The sequence below is a fragment of the Methylobacterium sp. Leaf465 genome (assembly GCF_001424705.1).
Classification (GTDB): Bacteria; Pseudomonadota; Alphaproteobacteria; order Rhizobiales; family Beijerinckiaceae; genus Methylobacterium.
Genome location: NZ_LMRA01000023.1, coordinates 433,915 through 449,581, shown reverse-complemented (window position 1 = coordinate 449,581; position 15,667 = coordinate 433,915). Strand labels below are relative to the sequence as shown.

At 66.5% G+C, this 15,667-nt stretch carries 10 protein-coding genes, 2 tRNA genes and 6 pseudogenes; 4 read left to right on the top strand and 14 right to left on the bottom strand.

The annotated features are described in order from the left end of the window. The first annotated feature begins 73 nt into the window (after positions 1–73). Positions 74–1,444 carry an ethanolamine permease gene (gene eat, locus ASG51_RS14370; RefSeq protein WP_056381462.1) on the top strand — a complete coding sequence of 457 codons (1,371 nt, stop codon included), beginning with the start codon at positions 74–76 and terminating at the stop codon, positions 1,442–1,444. A 112-nt stretch (positions 1,445–1,556) separates the two neighbouring features. Here the strand turns inward: eat and ASG51_RS14365 are convergent, their stop codons facing one another. After that, positions 1,557–1,958, bottom strand: a complete 402-nt coding sequence (locus ASG51_RS14365; RefSeq protein WP_200941282.1) for a response regulator — start codon at positions 1,956–1,958, stop codon at positions 1,557–1,559. Between the two features lie 112 nt (positions 1,959–2,070). Continuing rightward, a complete protein-coding gene (locus ASG51_RS14360; RefSeq protein WP_082514010.1) occupies positions 2,071–3,723 on the bottom strand; it encodes a GAF domain-containing protein in 1,653 nt (550 codons plus the stop codon). A 337-nt stretch (positions 3,724–4,060) separates the two neighbouring features. On the opposite strand from ASG51_RS14360, the gene ASG51_RS14355 reads away from it, so the two are divergent. Beyond that, positions 4,061–4,777 carry a gamma-glutamyl-gamma-aminobutyrate hydrolase family protein gene (locus ASG51_RS14355; RefSeq protein WP_056381458.1) on the top strand — a complete coding sequence of 239 codons (717 nt, stop codon included), beginning with the start codon at positions 4,061–4,063 and terminating at the stop codon, positions 4,775–4,777. A gap of 634 nt (positions 4,778–5,411) precedes the next feature. On the opposite strand, the pseudogene ASG51_RS14350 reads toward ASG51_RS14355, so the two are convergent. After that, positions 5,412–6,539: pseudogene (locus ASG51_RS14350) on the bottom strand (IS3 family transposase). A gap of 198 nt (positions 6,540–6,737) precedes the next feature. Here ASG51_RS14350 and ASG51_RS14340 point away from each other — a divergent pair. Further along, positions 6,738–6,935: pseudogene (locus ASG51_RS14340) on the top strand (DUF4113 domain-containing protein); the annotation flags it as partial. Positions 6,936–7,134: 199 nt separating this feature from the next. On the opposite strand, the gene ASG51_RS14335 reads toward ASG51_RS14340, so the two are convergent. From ASG51_RS14335 to ASG51_RS14305, 8 genes and pseudogenes are all read right to left on the bottom strand, one after another. Then, positions 7,135–7,527, bottom strand: a complete 393-nt coding sequence (locus ASG51_RS14335) for a hypothetical protein (RefSeq protein WP_056381455.1) — start codon at positions 7,525–7,527, stop codon at positions 7,135–7,137. 29 nt (positions 7,528–7,556) lie between these two features. Beyond that, the gene (locus ASG51_RS14330; RefSeq protein WP_056381453.1) at positions 7,557–7,772 is read right to left on the bottom strand and encodes a hypothetical protein; all 216 of its coding nucleotides are present in this window, start codon (positions 7,770–7,772) and stop codon (positions 7,557–7,559) included. A gap of 187 nt (positions 7,773–7,959) precedes the next feature. Next, complete coding sequence (locus ASG51_RS14325) at positions 7,960–9,096, bottom strand: FAD-binding domain-containing protein (RefSeq protein ID WP_244480153.1); 1,137 nt, start codon at positions 9,094–9,096, stop codon at positions 7,960–7,962. 112 nt (positions 9,097–9,208) lie between these two features. Continuing rightward, complete coding sequence (locus ASG51_RS14320; RefSeq protein WP_056381602.1) at positions 9,209–9,529, bottom strand: PsiF family protein; 321 nt, start codon at positions 9,527–9,529, stop codon at positions 9,209–9,211. 147 nt (positions 9,530–9,676) lie between these two features. Then, positions 9,677–9,753: transfer RNA gene (locus ASG51_RS14315), tRNA-Arg, on the bottom strand. 798 nt (positions 9,754–10,551) lie between these two features. Then, positions 10,552–10,677: pseudogene (locus ASG51_RS25085) on the bottom strand (antitoxin of toxin-antitoxin stability system); the annotation flags it as partial. A gap of 270 nt (positions 10,678–10,947) precedes the next feature. Further along, positions 10,948–11,737, bottom strand: a pseudogene (locus ASG51_RS14310) (ParB N-terminal domain-containing protein); the annotation flags it as partial. Positions 11,738–11,941: 204 nt separating this feature from the next. Next, positions 11,942–12,457, bottom strand: coding sequence for a hypothetical protein (locus ASG51_RS14305; protein ID WP_056381449.1), 516 nt, complete (start codon positions 12,455–12,457; stop codon positions 11,942–11,944). Positions 12,458–12,711: 254 nt separating this feature from the next. Between ASG51_RS14305 and ASG51_RS14300 the strand changes: the two genes are divergently transcribed. Continuing rightward, positions 12,712–13,251 carry a MucR family transcriptional regulator gene (locus tag ASG51_RS14300; RefSeq protein WP_244480152.1) on the top strand — a complete coding sequence of 180 codons (540 nt, stop codon included), beginning with the start codon at positions 12,712–12,714 and terminating at the stop codon, positions 13,249–13,251. A 64-nt stretch (positions 13,252–13,315) separates the two neighbouring features. Here ASG51_RS14300 and ASG51_RS14295 read toward each other — a convergent pair. From ASG51_RS14295 to ASG51_RS14285, 3 genes and pseudogenes are all read right to left on the bottom strand, one after another. Continuing rightward, positions 13,316–14,505 (bottom strand): annotated as a pseudogene (locus ASG51_RS14295) (DUF932 domain-containing protein). A gap of 86 nt (positions 14,506–14,591) precedes the next feature. Next, a pseudogene (locus tag ASG51_RS14290) lies at positions 14,592–15,017 on the bottom strand (LysE family translocator); the annotation flags it as partial. 284 nt (positions 15,018–15,301) lie between these two features. Further along, a tRNA-Leu gene (locus tag ASG51_RS14285) sits at positions 15,302–15,386 on the bottom strand. Positions 15,387–15,667 lie beyond the last annotated feature (281 nt).

The following is a 15,667-nucleotide window of genomic DNA, read 5'->3' as shown; positions in this document are numbered from 1 at the left end:
GTCCGACGCGAGGGCACGGCAGCGCTCTTGCTTCAAGCTCCCCCGCCCGCGGCGGGCGGACGGAGCCAGGGCGATGCAGACCGAGACGAGCGGCCTCCACAGGGGCCTGAACGCCTTCCACCTCTGGGGCATCGCAGTCGGGCTCGTCGTTTCGGGCGAGTATTTCGGCTGGAGCTACGGCTGGGCCTCCGCCGGGACCCTGGGCTTCCTCATCACCACCACGGCCGTGGCGGCGATGTACGTCGCCTTCATCTTCAGCTTCACCGAACTCACCACGGCGATCCCGCAGGCCGGCGGCCCCTTCGCCTACAGCCGGCGCGCCTTCGGGCCGGTGGGCGGCTGCATCGCCGGCTACGCCACGCTGATCGAGTTCGTGTTCGCCCCGCCCGCCATTGCCCTGGCGATCGGCGCTTATCTCAACGTGCAGTTCCCGGGCCTCGATCCGAAGCACGCGGCTTTGGGCGCCTACCTCGTCTTCATGTCCCTCAACATCGTCGGCGTGCAGATCGCCGCGACCTTCGAGCTGTTCGTGACGATCCTGGCGGTGGCCGAACTCCTGGTCTTCATGGGCGTCGTCGCCCCGGCCTTCGCCTGGTCGCACTTCGCCGCCCACGGCTGGGCCGGCGCGGACCGGTTCGGCCTGCCGGCGATCGGCGGCATGTTCGCCGCGATCCCGTTCGCCATCTGGTTCTTCCTCGCCATCGAAGGCGTGGCGATGGCCGCCGAGGAGGCCAAGGACCCCAAACGCACCATCCCCCTCGCCTACATCACGGGCGTGCTGACCCTGACGGTCCTGGCCTTCGGCGTGATGCTCTTCGCCGGCGGCTCGGGCGACTGGCGGACCCTGAGCAATCTCAACGATCCCCTCCCCCAGGCGATGAAGGGCGTGGTGGGGGAATCCAGCGGCTGGCTGCATATGCTGGTCTGGCTCGGCCTGTTCGGCCTCGTCGCCTCGTTCCACGGCATCATCATGGGCTACTCGCGCCAGATCTACGCCCTGGCCCGGGCCGGCTTCCTGCCCCGCGGACTCGCCCGATTGCACCCGCGCTTCCGCACGCCGCACGTCGCCACCCTCGCCGGGGGCGTCGTCGGGATCGCGGCGATCTACAGCGACAACCTGGTGACCATCGCGGGGCAGTCGCTCACCGCCAGCATCGTCACCATGGCGGTGTTCGGCGCGCTGGTGATGTACGGGATGAGCCTGGCGAGCCTGTTCCAGCTGCGCCGGATCGCGCCGGATCTCGCCCGCCCCTATCGCGCTCCCCTCTACCCGGCGGCGCCCGCCTTCGCCCTCACCCTGGCGGCGGTCTGCTTCGTCGCCCTGGTCGTCTACAACCCGGTGATCTTCGCGATCTTCCTCGTCCTGATGGGTCTGGCCGTGCTCGCGGCGAAAGGGTTTGCGACGCCGGCCTCGGGCAAGCCGCTCTGCGACCCGGCGCTCTGAACCCGAATGCCGCCGGAGGCCGATCGCGGCGCCTTTCGCAATGCCGCGCGGTGGTGGCCGGGGGCAAGGGGCGCGGTGAAAGGCGCCCGGGGGCGTAGCCCAGGCCCAGGCGCTACTGAACCTTCATCCCGTTCTCGTCGATCATCTGCTGCAGATGGCGATTGACGATGCGGGCGCTGAAGGGCTTCTCGATGAAATGGGCGAGCGCGGGCATGTCGCCGACGACGGGACGGGCAATTCCCGACGAGACCAGGATGGCGATGTGCGGGTAGGTCCGCGCGGTCTCCCGCGCCAGGGAGAAGCCGTCTTGCGTGCCGGGCATCCGGACATCGGTGAACAGGACGGTCACGTCCCGATGGCAGCGGCGCAGCAGGTCCAGGGCCTGATCCGCGGTCTGAGCCTCGAGGGTGGCGTAGCCCGCCCGCTCGAGAATATCGACGGCATCCATGCGGATCAAACCGTCATCCTCCACCACGAGAGCGTGCGAGCCTTTGGAGGAGGTCGGGTAGGGCATGAACCTCAACGCTTCGCGGTCGAGAAAAGGTCCGGCATAGCGGCCCTGTCGCCGCCACCGGCATCGAGCGATCCTCGCGTCCCGCACTCCGAGCCGGCGGACCCTATGGGCCTTACTCCTCCGCTTCTATCCCGCGCAGGGGCGCAGCCAGGGTACAGACCAGGCCTGTGGACGCGTAGGTGGTGCTCACCGCCCCGCCCACCGCGCCGGCGAGGCCGCGCTCGATCAGGCGGCTTCCGAAACCCCGGCGCGTCGGGGTGACCACCGCGGGGCCGCCACGCTCGGTCCAGCACAGGGACAGCATCGCTTCGGGCCCCTCGGTCTCGATGGTCCAGATCACGGCGACCGAGCCCTCGGATCGGGACAGCGCCCCGTACTTGGCCGCGTTCGTCGCCAGTTCGTGGACCATCAACGCAAGGGAGAGGGCGGCCCTGGAGCCGACCTGGACGAAGGGACCGGCCAGGTGCAGCCGCTCCGACCGGGCATCGTCGTGAATCTCGAGAGCCCCGCGAATGACCGCCTCGATGCTGGCGCTCTCGCGGGTTCCGCTGAGAAGCAGGTCGTGGGCCTTGCTCATCGCGATCAGGCGGTCGGCCAGCACGTCCCTGGCGGTCTCGAGGTCGGGTGCGCTGCGCAGGGTCTGGGTCGCGATCGCCTGGACCATGGCCAGCATGTTCTTCATGCGATGGCTGAGCTCACGGTTGAGCACCGCCTGATGTTCCTCGGCCCGCAGGCGCGCGATGCCCACCTGGACGCGATCCGCGACGTTGCGGACGAAGGCGATCTCCTCGTGCCGCCACGGGCGCGGCGCGTCACTGTGCACGAAGAACAGGCCGACGCTGCGACCGCGCTCACGCACCGGGACGTTGAGCATCGCGCCGACATTGATTCGCGAGAGGAGCGCGGCCGCCTCAACGGTGCGCGGATCCTCGGCCACGGCGTCGACCACGAGGGTCTCCCCGCGCGAAAGGCAGGGGCCGAGGGTCTCGTGGTCCATGAAGCGATGCCGCCCGACGAGGCTGTCCGAGCCGACGGTGATCCAGTCGCTATGGATGGTGATGTACTCGCCGGCCCCGTCGAGTTCGCCGTATCCGGTCCGGCTGGCGTCCAGGGTCCGGCCGACGATCTCCGCCGCCCGGTGCGTCATCGCCGGCACGGAGGCCTCGTTCCGCAGGAAATCCCCGAGTTCGATCAGCGCGGCGCGCCGGAGGGAGGCCGCACGGGCATAGACCTCCTCGGCCTTCACCAGGGCGATCTGCCGGCGCTCGTCGATCAGCGTCGTCACCTGACGCGTCAGGCGGCGCAGACCGTCCGCCTGATCGTCCGTCAGACCACCCGCGCGCGGCTGGTGATCGAGCACGCACAGGGTGCCGAGCACGCGGCCGCTGGGCATCCGCAGGGGGGCGCCGGCGTAGAAGCGGATATGCGGGTCTCCCGTGACGAGAGGGTTCCGGCAGGTGCGGGGATCGCCCGTCAGGTCGGGAATCACGAGCAGGTCGGGCTCGCTCAGGGCGTAGACGCAGACCGACGCATTGAGATCGGTCTCGCAGCGGGGAAACCCGACGCGGGCCTTGAACCATTGCCGATCGCTGTCGACCAGGCTGATCAAGGCGACGGGCGATCCGCACAGCAACCGGGCCAGTTGAACGACATCATCGAACGCCTGCTCCGGAGCTGTGTCGAGGATGTCGAGCGCGGCCAGCTCAGCAAGCCGCTGCGGATCGGATGTATCTGGCCTGATACCCTGATCGAGATGACAGCTCATGAAGGGAACTTCCCCGGCGGCCAGCCGTTGTATCCTCCGTTTCGGATGAAGTCACTGAGCCCGTGTCGGCACAAGGGTGCCACGGGACGACTCCCATGGATGAAGACCATGCGGACGTGTTCCGGAACTGTTGCACAACGGGGGCGCGCGCGAAACCGGATCCTGCGCCGGATCGCGGTGCCGGTCGGTCGGGCCGCCGGACGCGGGCCCTATCGCCCACCTCCCGAAGCCCGAATCGTGGATCACCGCCGCGGCGCGATTGACATGAAGAATCGGCGGGCTGACCGGAGGGGGTTCTGGTATCGGGGGTGAAACGCCGGTTCACCGTCTCCCATCCATGAAGATCGCAATTCTCGAAGCGGGCACGCCCCCGGAGCGGCTCGCCGGCCGATACCCGGGCTATGGCCGGATGACCGCCGACCGGCTCGGCCCCGGGCACGACGTCTCGGTGTTCCGGGTGAACCGGGACGAATGGCCCACCGATCCGGACACCTTCGACGCCACCCTCGTCACGGGTTCGCCGGCCGGCGCCTACGATCCCCTCCCCTGGATCGGAACGCTGATCGCCTCCCTGCGTGATCTCGACCCGGACAAGCCTCTCGTGGGGATCTGCTTCGGGCATCAGGTCATGGCGGCCGCCTTCGGCGGACGGGTCGAGAAATCGCCGAAGGGCTGGGGGATCGGGCTGCACACCTACGACATTCATCGGGCGGCAGACTGGATGGATGGAGAGCCGCGGGTCGCCGTCCCGGCCATCCACCAGGATCAGGTCGTCGAGGCGCCGCCGGGGAGCCGAACGCTGGCGGGCAGCGCCTTCACGCCCCACGGCATCCTCGCCTATTCGAACCGGCGCGCCTTCTCCGTCCAGTTCCACCCGGAATTCACCACCGACTATGCCCGTGCCCTGATCGCCGGGCACCGTCCGGGCGATCTCGACGCGGCCGTGCGGGCCCGGGCCCTGGCGTCACTCGATGCTCCCAACGACGGCGCGCGCGTCGGCGGATGGATTCGGCGATTCCTCAGGGATCCTGCCGAACAGGGCCGAGGCGTCTGAGCGAAGGGCTCACGGCCGTGATCCCCCCTTCGCGAGCGATGCGACGTGACGCGCGAACCGCTGGGCAGGAGGAAGGCCCAGGGCCTTGCGAACGGCTGCCCGCGTCCAAACCGAGGGGCATCCGGCGGATGGATCTCCGCGTCCACGACCCCCGCGCCGCCACGACACCCTGCCGGAACGGCCACGCTTGACACGCAGCTTCACAAGGGTGGGGCCTTGGCTCGCCCTGCGTTCAAGGGACAACCTCACCGACCCGTCGGCTCGAGCCAGCGCGTGATGCCCCCATCGAGCGACGCGCGCGACCACTCAGCGGGTTCTTCAGAAGGCTTTGCAGGTGATTGTCACATCAGGTGCGCCGACCGAGCTTAGCCTCACCAGGGGATAGAAGTTTGGCTCAGGTGCTTGGGCAGCGCGGCAGGAAAAGACCAACGGCCTTTAAGGACACTCCTGCCTTATCGACCGCAATAAAATGGAACCGCCTTTGTACGATTCATTAAGAAAATAAACGATGCTTCCTGCAGCCACAAGTCGTTCGCCAGAACGCGGTTGGGATGTTGACCTGACCGGTATTTTGGACCGAGCCGATTGAGAGGCTACTGCATGTTTGGAGTTGACCCCGTTTGTGGTCCACGGCCTATGCAAGTTCTCGGGCTGTGACAGCTTGGTTGGCGAAGGCTCGTGGCGTCGAGCCGCCCAGGGCCGTATGGGGCCGATCGTCGTTGTAGTGGCACCTCCAGTCCTCGATGCGGTCGCGGGCATCAGCCAGCGACAGGAACCACGAGGCGTTTAGGCATTCCGCTCGTAGGCGGCCGTTGAACGACTCGATATAGGCGTTGTCGGTCGGCTTGCCCGGTCGTGAGAAGTCGATCTCGACCCCGTTCAGGTAGGCCCACTGGTCGAGCATGCGACCGGCGAACTCCGGTCCATTGTCGACCCGCAAGCCGGTCCATTGTCGACCCGCAAGCTCTTGGGCCGTCCCCTCAGCTTGACCAAGGCGTCCAGAGCCTCGGTCACCTGGAAGGCGCGGAAGTTAGCTCTCGGCGTGAGGGAGAGCGCCTCTCGCGTATGGCAATCGACAACCGTCAGGATCCGGAACGGACGCCCGTCGAAGATGCGGTCGGATACGAAGTCCATGGCCCAGACCTCGTTGGGTCCACGGATCGCCGGTCGTCCCTGGCGATACCGCCAAGCCCCCTTGCGTTTGGGCAGCTTGGACCGGATCGACAGCCCTTCGTCACAGTAGATCCGGTAGGTGCGCTTATGGTTCACCTCCCATCCCTTCCGTCGCAACAGGATGTGCAGCCGCCGGTAGCCGTAGCGCACCCGTGAGGCAGCCAACTCCTTCAACCGCATCCGCAGCGCGACCTGAGGGTCCGAGCGCTTCCTGTAGCGCTGAGACGAGCGGCCGAAGCCCGTAGCCAGACAGGCCCGACGCTCGCTGATGTCGTAAGCCACCTGCAGGTGACCACCGACCTCACGGCGAGCGGCGGGCCTCACCACTTTCGTTTGAGGACGTCCTGCAGCATGGAGCGGTCCAGCGTCAGGTCTGCGACCAACCGCTTGAGCTTGCCGTTCTCGTCCTCCAACTGCTTCAGCCGTCGGATCTCCGGTACGCCCATGCCGACGAACTGCTTCTTCCAGCGATAAAAGGTCGGCTCGGATACGCCCATCTCGCCGCGCAGACCTCGTCCACCGTCGTGCCGTTCTCCGCCTGTCGCAGGGCGAAGGCGATCTGTTCATTCGTGAAGCGTTTGCGAGGCATGGCATCCACCCTCCTTCAGGGCTCATCTCGCGCGGCTACATCCGCGACGGTGCGATCACCCCGGACGGCGGCCGATGAAGCTCCTTCAGATCGCGGAGCTTCCGCCCCATAGCGCCGGTACGGTCCGCATCCTGATCCAGGGCGCTGCGTTCTGCGCCGGCTTCCCGTCGCCGGCCGACGACTTTCTCGAAGGCTCGCTTGATCGGGCACCTCGACCGCGAGCACAGGGCGCCGCTGATGGGAGCGATGGACGCCTGTAACGCGCGCTTCCGCCGGGGCGCCGTCGTGCCAGCCCGCGCCGGCCTGACCGAGAAGCGTACCTGGTCGACGAAATTCGAGATGCGCAGCCCGCGCTATACCAGGCAGGTCGCGCAGTTGCCGACGGCGGACGCCTGATCAAAGTGGCAAGCGCGCGCACGAGGGCTCAGTTTTGAGGCTGCTCGACCGGCGTCGGTGACCGCAGGAAGATTAGCACGCCACCGACAACGGACAGGCCGAGCGCGATAGAGAAGAGGAGAAAGAACCAGCGAGGCATACTACCGGTTAGCACGCTTGGGCGCTTTGGTGGCGTCGGCCTTTGGGTGTGGGCAGGCTGTCAGCCGATAAGCGCGCCTGCTTGCCCGAGGCCTACCCGATCGCCGGCGGCGTTCACGCGACCTTGACCTAATACCTTCGTCCGCGGGTGATCGATAGCTTCGATTGCATGCGCACGGGCCGTCGACAGGGCCCGCGGAGAGAGTCCGGCTGCAGGCCCCGCGACGGTCGCGGCTTTCTCCGACTCCATCAGAAGCGTGATGGTTTCGAGCCTTTCGAGGATCGTACGGTGCGCTTGCCATATGCTTTGGTCTGCTTCGAGGAAGCGGAGCGTCCCATCCACCAGCCGCATAACATCGTCGACAAACGTGGTGGCGCACACGCGATGAGCTCGCACCTGCTCGGTGGCGGCGTCAAGCGCCCGAACGACGTCTGCCCGAAGTTGTGTCGGCATGCTGGTGTTCTCTCAGCCTAGCCGACCGTTCAGTACTTCACCGGCGCCCGGCTCGGCTTCAGATGCAGGAAGCTCCGCTCTCCCGTGGCCGCTTCAGCGACGTGGTCGATCGCGTTCAACAACTCACCGAGATTTTGGTCGGTCGAGGGCTGAAGCAGGACACGTCGGGCGGTTGTGCGCCCGGCGATGAGCTGCGCTTCAGTCAGGGGATCGAAATCGGGGCGAGCCCGTCGCTTCTGGCTCATCAATCTTCCGGCTCGCTAATGGCTCCAGCCGCGGCAGCGCTGAGGGCAGCGGTTAGCGCGATAAGGAGGGCCGCCTCGATCATGATTGGATCCTTTTGTCAGCGCGCGCCTCGGGCTCTTCAATGGCGTCGGTAAGGATTGCCGACCGCATGGTTAACGAACCATTAGCCGCCGCAAGGAGGTAGGATCAGGCCTGGGCCGCCAGTACGGACGGAATTGCGGAGCGCAGGCGGGAATACCCGCGCGCGGATCGCGGCCAAGCTGTCTCGTCCCAGCCCCGGCGGACGCGCAGGCAGCCAAGCGGCAACGCCGCCGCCGACTGTCCGACCGGCGCCCAGGCCGTTATCACCGGCAGGTCGTCCGCCCACCCGGCTTCGACCTCCGCCGCCGGGCATCCGAAATGCGCTTCGGCCCGGGCCAGGGCATCTGCCATCGCCGCCTCGTCCGCGGACCGAACCCGGTCGGACGCCCCATCCGCATGGACGATCAGGCCGCCGATGCGCACGACCGTCGCGCCGCCCAGCGGCAGGCTCTCCGGATGAAGATCGTCGAGGTGCAGGAGCAGCGCGACGTCGCCCGACGGCGGGGTATCGGCCGGAGGCAGCGCGACCTCGCGCGGCGGCATCGGCTCGTCCAGCGCATCGGGGTATTCGTCGAGACCGGCGGGATCGTAGCGGCCCTCCGTATACCGGCGGATGTTCTCCGCCCGGGCGACGTAGTGCTTGCCGCGGGTATGCAGGCCCGCCACCCAGCGCCACGACAGCGTGTTGCTCGCCGGGTCGCCGTCGAGAAGATGGCGCATGAAGAAGTCCGCACCGAGCGCCCATGGCAGCCGCAGGGTGAAGATCCAGATCGAGGCGAACCACATCCGCGCATGGTTGTGGAGCCAGCCGGTCCCGACGAGGTCGCGGGCCCAGTCGTCGAAGCCGTCGATGCCGGTCCGCCCTTCGGTGGCCGCCTCGTAGGTGCGGCGCAGGCCCGGCTCGGCGGCGAGGCGTTCATGGTCCGCGGCGGCGAGCGCAAGGGCTTCCGTCCAGGCCGAGGGGTGGGTCTCCAGGTGCCCCTTGAAGTAGGTCCGCCAGAACACCTCCGACACGAACTTCTCCGCGCCTCCGTCACCGAAGGCACGGTCGGCGGCTGCCACGACCTCCGCCTCGGTAATCAGACGACGGCGCAGATAGGGCGAAAGCGCCGACGTCGTCGGTGTGTGCTCACGCCCCCGATCGGTGTTGCGGTCGGCGGCGTAGGCCGCACCGGCGCCGGCGAGGAATTCGGAGAGGCCGTCGAGCCCGGCGGCCCGGGTCATGGGGAAGCTGCGATCCATGCCGCTTACCTAGGGGCGCCGCCGGGCCAGCCGATGCGACCCATTTCCCGCCCGCTGAAAGCTGTTCGATCCCGGCCTCAAACTTGTTGCCTCGACCCGCCGCCGCTCGGCCTCACCCCTTCACGCAGGTGCTCATGAAGGTTTTGCGCTTCGTGCCGTCCAGGCTTTTGGCCGAGGCATCGGTGCTGCAGCTCTTCATCTTGGCCTGCTGCGGCGTCAGCTCCTTGGTTGGCGTCGCGGCTTTGCCGGCGAGGCAGTCAGCCATGAAGCCTTTCCGCGCGCTGCCGGAGAGCTTCTGCGAGCCCGCATCGACGTTGCAACTCTTCATCCGCTCACGCTGAGCGCTTTGCGCTGCCGAGGGGGTTGGCGCCTGGGCGAGGGACGGAACCGCGAGGCCGAGGATGATGGGCAGGGCGAAGGTGAGAGCGCGCACCAGGAGGGTGCTCCGGGACAACTTGTCCTACGGTAGCAGGGCCTCTTCAGGTCAGTGAGCTAGGTCACATGACGGGCCACAAGCACGGCTATGTGGGCTCACTGTGTGAGATGAGCCGCCTGGCAATAGCTAAGTGCTTGATTTTGTTGGCGCACCCGACACGATTCGAACGTGTGACCTTTGCCTTCGGAGGGCAACGCTCTATCCAGCTGAGCTACGGGTGCTGACCGTGCCGCTCTGGTAGCCCATGCGAGGGCGCCACGCAACGGGTTCGTGAAAGCGTTTCGGCCACGTGAAGGGCGGCAGCGCGTGGAGGGCGACGCTCACACGTCCGAAGCGGGACGGCTGTGCCCCGCACGAAAGGTGACAATCGGTTGTTCGTGACAATAGCCCAGCAGACGCAGCCGGGTCCGGCCCGACGGCGGCCAACTCGGACCCGTTCGTTGATCTGCCGACGGAACCAGGGTGGGACTGCGGAACGGGACTTGGGTCGTGGACAAACGCCCGGTGTGAGGCCGGTCTCCGTGTCCGCCAACGAAGGGCAATCCTCGTCACCGTAACGCCCGAACCGAACGGCCGGATCGCGTCACGATCGATCCAGCCCTCGACGCATTCGGCGAAACCTCGCCTGCGATCGACCAGTCTCAGATCCCGCTTCCTTTTCCAGATCCTGGCGGCATCGACGCGGCCAACATGATATACGCCGGCCACGGCCCCAATGGCCATGGAGTTGAGGGCGAGATGACCGGTGGCGTCCCGCTGGGTCTGGCAATCGCCAATCAGATCTTCAATGACGCATTGACCGGTCCCGAGGTGCCTCCCGGATCCGCATTTATCACAGCGACTGCGCCCGCTTCCACGCTCCCACCGATACCTGAAGGTAAGATCAGCAATACCAATCTCCGGTGAGGCTTGGCCTGTCGGATCGTATTCCGGCCTTCAGCTCTCCCTGAAGACGCTGAAGACGCTGGGACAGCAAGCATGGGAAAAGCTGCCTGTCGCGAGGCGGGCACTCGGGGCCATCAGTCGAACCGCCGGCTGATGAGCGCGAACGTAAAGTCGTTGTCGGCGATGGCCTCGTCTACGATGGCGTCGGAGGTCCGATGGTTGTGTTCGCCCTCGAGCTGCCGGTAGAGCCAGCGCCAGAGCGCGCAGCGCCTCGGTCAGGCTCCCGAGCGAAGAACCCCGGCGATCCAGGACACGATCGGCCGGGCATCAATGGGGGATGATGGCGAACGGGGCGACCGGGGCCGCCCCGCCACCCGGCGTCACTCGGCGGCGAGCAGTTCGGCCTCTCCGGCGCCATCGGCCCGATCCTCGTCGTCGGGATCGTCGGAGAGGAACGCAGGCAGATTTCTGCCCTCGTCCGCATCGGAGTCGGGATCGAAGCCGGTGACGGTGGCTGCGTCCTCGGCCGGATCGAGACGCAGCGGCTCGGGCAGCCAGCCGAAGTCGTCGGATTCGAAGAGGTCGCGCAGCACCACGCCGCCTTCCGTCTCATAGGCCTCGATCCCGACGAACCGCGCCCGCTTGTCGGACGCCCGCACGGCGGCTTCGGTCAGCATCCGCCGGATCTGCCAGGCCTCGCGGTTGTAGGACTTCTGGATGGCGTCCCAGACCTGTTCCCGTCGCGCATGGTCCGGCGACACGGTGAAGGCCATGAGCTGCTCCAGCGTCATGCCGTCCTTGGCATAGATGGCGAGCAGCACCGGCGACACCGCCGCCAGTCGCAGCCGCTGCTTCACCACGTTGACGCCGACGAAGAAGGCGGCGGCGATGGTCTCCTCGGTCATGCCCTTGTCGCGCATTGCCTGGAAGGCACGATACTGGTCGAGCGGATGGAGCGGCGCGCGCTCGATCTTCTCGGCCAGCGACACCTCGTCGATCAGGATGCCATTCGCCGCATCCGAGACGACGCACGGCACCGGCGCGGTCTTGTTCAGGCTTCTGCTTGACCAGCAGCGCCAGCGCGTGGAACCGCCGCCCGCCGGCCGGCACCTCGTACATGCCTGTCTCGCCGCCCTCCGCATCGAGGACGGCCCGGACATGCAGACTCTGGATCAGGCCGCGCCGGACGACGGACTCGGCCATCTCTTCGATCGAGACGCCGGCCTTCACCCGCCGGACGTTCGACTGGGGAAGCACTGGCTTGTTGAAGGGAATGCCGCGCGCGGACGCGAGCGTGATCTTCTGAACGGCTGTCGCCATGTTCCGTACTCCGCGACGGGTGCCGAGAGCCACTCTCCCGACCCGAAACCCGTCACGAAGCGAAGCGCCGCCCTCCTCCTCTCAGAAGGGCAGCGCCGCGCGAACACGGATGCGGAAGGACACGAAGGCGCAAAGCCGGGAACACGCAAAGGCACGTTTGCGGGTCTACGGATGTACGGCGACAGATCCCGCAGTGGCGCTCGATCACTCGTCCGCTGCTGCCCGCGCGCGGATGGCGGTCCTGACGGCGGGAGTGCAGTGCTCGAACACGGCGCGCCATCGCTCGACTGATCGAATCGTCGCGGTGTCCTGCCGGCCGAGATTGCAGAGCACGCAGGGACGCCCGCCGGCGACGAGGCGCAGCAAATTGAGAATCATGCCGGGGCTTCGGCCATCCCAGATCATCAACCCGAAGTCGCCGACCTCAGCCATTTCCCGGTCCTTGGCCGCGTGGAAGGCGAAGCCGCGAACGCCCTTCGGCACCGCCACGCGACGGGCCGGCCAGCGCCCGAGATTGTTCTGGGGGAGATCGCCGGAGCAGAACACCGTCAGCCGATCGTAGCCGTGCCCGCGAAAGTGGCTCTGGACGGCGGTGTCGGCCCCATCGGCATCCCCGACGACGATGCGGTGGCCGCCCGCGACGATGGCGTCGAGACGTCGGGCGAGCGCGGGCGGAAAATGCGAGACGCGGCGCGATCCGCCGATGAAGATCGTGGGCATGGCTGGCTCCAGACGCGCGAGGAAAGACCGGGACCGCGAACCTCTTTCCCGGCTCGCGACGATCTCCCTACGAAGCGCAGAACTCTTCCTCTCCCCCACCTTCCTGGATCGTCGGCAGATCTTCGGCAGAGATGTATGCTGACACGACATTCCACCGACCGGCGAAACGATTCGTGATGAATTCAAACGCCCCCGGAATCTTTGGCGGTGCGTCTATAGTCGAAGGATCATCGACAAAAATCGGGGAAAGCGGAGTGTCCGACAAAATGAATGCGGTCGAACTGGCAACGGAATTGACGATCGCGTGGCTGTCCAACCCCAACATGCGGATCGACGCCGAGGGCGTACCGGCATTCCTGTCGTCGGTGCACGGCGCGGTGCTGGGCCTGTCCGCGTCCGTCGAAGAGCCGGTGGCACTCGCGACCGCGCCGGAGCATGTCCCCGCCGTCTCCGCCCGCAAGTCGCTGGCCAATCCGGCGCACATCCTCTCGATGATCGACGGCAAGCCCTACAAGACGCTGCGTCGGCATCTTTCGACGCACGGCCTGACGCCGGACGAGTACCGCGCGCGCTACGGCTTGAAGGCCGACTATTCGATGGTCGCGCCGGACTATTCGGCCAGTCGGCGGGCGACGGCAAAGGCGATCGGGCTCGGCCGAAAGCCCGGCGAAACGCCCGGCGAGACGCGGCAGGCCTCGGCCATACCGGAAGCGTCGATCCCGCCGGAAGGGCCGGTCGCCGCAGCAGCAGAGGCGAAGCGCAGAGGACGTCCGAAGCTGACCGTGAAGGCCTGAAGGTGTTTCGAGGCTGGAGGAAAAACCGGAGATCCGTAAACTCACATCTCCGGCTTAGCGGCTTTCAGGTGGCGTGGTCGAGCACCTTCTTCGCCGTTGACTCCATGTCGAGGCGGGCATCCTGGTGCGGCTTGTCCCGTGCAACGGCGGTGATGCCCTGCACGAAGTCGAAGATGCTTTCGGGCGGGCGGCCTTCCTCGGCCCGTACCGTTTCGATGATGCTGGCTGTATCGGCCCTGGAGAAGTTGCGCCGAAGCAGGAAGTCGGTGCGATCCTCGTCGGTGCGCGCGACGGTCCGCTCGCGCGCCGCCTTGATGCGTTGACGAAGGGCGTGGGCGACGAGTTGGCGAAGTTCATGAGCGCTGGCGCGGCCTCTTGCGCGAACCGGTTGGCGGCCTATTTTGAATGCCGGATCGAGATTTCCTTGAAGTCCTCGACGCCCCATAGGTTTTGATTCTGGCACACAGGGCGCAGATAGAAGCTCGCCATGCCGAGCGTCTTCGCCCCGACCTCGGAGTTCCAGGCATAGAAGCCGCGGAAGAACAGGTCGGGCGAGCCGTCCGGCAGTCGCCCCGCCTCGATCGGGTTCAGATCGTCGACCAAAAACAGGAAGACATCGCGATCCGAGGCGTAGAGCGTCGTCGTGTCGGTGGTGACGTCGACGCGCGGATTGTAGATGCCGGTCGACCAGTCGAGCACCCCCGGCACCTTCCACCGGGTATCGCCCGTGCCGTTGCCGGCGATGCGCTGCACGGCCTTGACCAGTTCGTGATCGTAGATGCGGCCATAGTCCGGTCCGGTGACGGCACGCAGCTCGGTACGGCTTTCTTCGGTCTCGAAGGTCTTGATCTGCTCTGCCCGGTTGGACGTCAGCCCGTATTGCAGGTTGATCGCGGCAAGCGGTGCGGGAAGCTGGCGCAGATAGGCGGTGGGCGCACCGACCTGGGCGGCGAGCTGGCCGAAGCTCCAGTGCGTCGGCGCGACCGGGGCGTCGGCACCGGGCAGGATCAGCGACAGCCGTTCGGGATCGTTGCGGCTCGCCTCCACATGGATGAGCGCGCTTTCGACGATGCGGGTGCGGCTGCGGTCGGCCCGGTCCCGCACCGAGCGCGCGAGGTCCGACAGCGACAGGAAGCGCTGGTCCGCCGGCCGCGAGAACCATTCCGACGACACGCGGCCGATCCGCTGGACGCGTGTCACGTCCACCGTGTAGCCGCCGCTCTTGTCGCAGCGCGCATCGAGAACCTGGGTCATGGGAGATCTCCATGACGGGCGCCGAGAGCCTCTCTCTCGAACCCGACCCATCATGGAACCGGGCGAAGCCCTTTACCTCTACCGGATTACCGACGCGCGTCAGCCGCCATTCGCACGGCGAGACCGGCCAGCACCGTTCCCATCAGCCAGCGCTGGACGACAAGCCAGGTCGGCCGGTTGGCCAGAAACATTGCGATCGAACCGGCTGCGATCGTGATCAGCGCGTTGACGGTCACGCTGATGCCGATCTGCGTCGCTGTGAGCGCCAGCGACTGCCCCATGATGTTGCCACGCTCGGGACTGATGAACTGTGGCAGCAGCAACAGGTGGATCACAGCGATTTTCGGGTTCAGGAGGTTCGTCAGAAGCCCCATCATGAACAGCTTGCGCGGACTGTCATCGGGCAGATCACGCATCTGGAACGGTGACCATCCACCCGGCCTCACTGCCTGCCAGGCGAGGTAGAGGATATAGGCCGCGCCGCCGAGACGCAGCGCGTCAAAGGCATGCGGCTCGTCGTGCTGTTGACGGACCATGCCGCGTCGCCGGTGGCGATGAGCCTCATCTATTCAAGCCGCCGACATCTCGCACCGAAGGTGCGGCGCTTCATCGACCTGCTGGTGCGAACCATCTGACGGGTGTCAACGCATGGCGGCTGCATTCGCGATCGACCAGGTGCCTCGAACACCCGCTTGCCTGCGGCACGTCGGACATTAAGTCCCAGTCCCGAGCGGACGATGGACGGCCGCCGGTTCGTCACTTTCACGCTCTTAATTGTTGACTTGGTCTCGAAGAATGGTGCGGGTGGTCGGAATCGAACCGACACTCCTTTCGGAACCGGATTTTGAATCCGGCGCGTCTACCAGTTCCACCACACCCGCATTTTGCCGCCGATTCTAGCAAGCGCTCTTCGCACCTATACTGCACCTAGAGCGAAATCCAAATATCGTCAGCCTGTTTTTCTTCCCTCACAACCCATTGAAAACACACCGTTTTCGGCTCGTCGCATTTTTCTGTAAAATAGTAGACAAACCACTTTTTGAGTCCGGCGCGTCTACCAGTTCCACCACGCCCGCAGCGGTCGCGTCATCGCACACCTTCCCGGTTTCGGCCAGTGGTGTTTTCTTCGCAGTGCGGTCTGCGAGCGCTCGCCATGGACGGC

What these genes read in the sequence shown, in the direction of transcription:
- eat (WP_056381462.1), top strand. Translation starts at nt 74, where the DNA reads ATGCAGACCGAGACGAGCGGCCTCCACAGGGGCCTGAACGCCTTCCAC.
- ASG51_RS14335 (WP_056381455.1), bottom strand. Translation starts at nt 7,527, where the DNA reads ATGCCGACACAACTTCGGGCAGACGTCGTTCGGGCGCTTGACGCCGCC.
- ASG51_RS14305 (WP_056381449.1), bottom strand. Translation starts at nt 12,457, where the DNA reads ATGCCCACGATCTTCATCGGCGGATCGCGCCGCGTCTCGCATTTTCCG.
- ASG51_RS14325 (WP_244480153.1), bottom strand. Translation starts at nt 9,096, where the DNA reads ATGGATCGCAGCTTCCCCATGACCCGGGCCGCCGGGCTCGACGGCCTC.
- ASG51_RS14360 (WP_082514010.1), bottom strand. Translation starts at nt 3,723, where the DNA reads ATGAGCTGTCATCTCGATCAGGGTATCAGGCCAGATACATCCGATCCG.
- ASG51_RS14365 (WP_200941282.1), bottom strand. Translation starts at nt 1,958, where the DNA reads ATGCCCTACCCGACCTCCTCCAAAGGCTCGCACGCTCTCGTGGTGGAG.
- ASG51_RS14355 (WP_056381458.1), top strand. Translation starts at nt 4,061, where the DNA reads ATGAAGATCGCAATTCTCGAAGCGGGCACGCCCCCGGAGCGGCTCGCC.
- ASG51_RS14330 (WP_056381453.1), bottom strand. Translation starts at nt 7,772, where the DNA reads ATGAGCCAGAAGCGACGGGCTCGCCCCGATTTCGATCCCCTGACTGAA.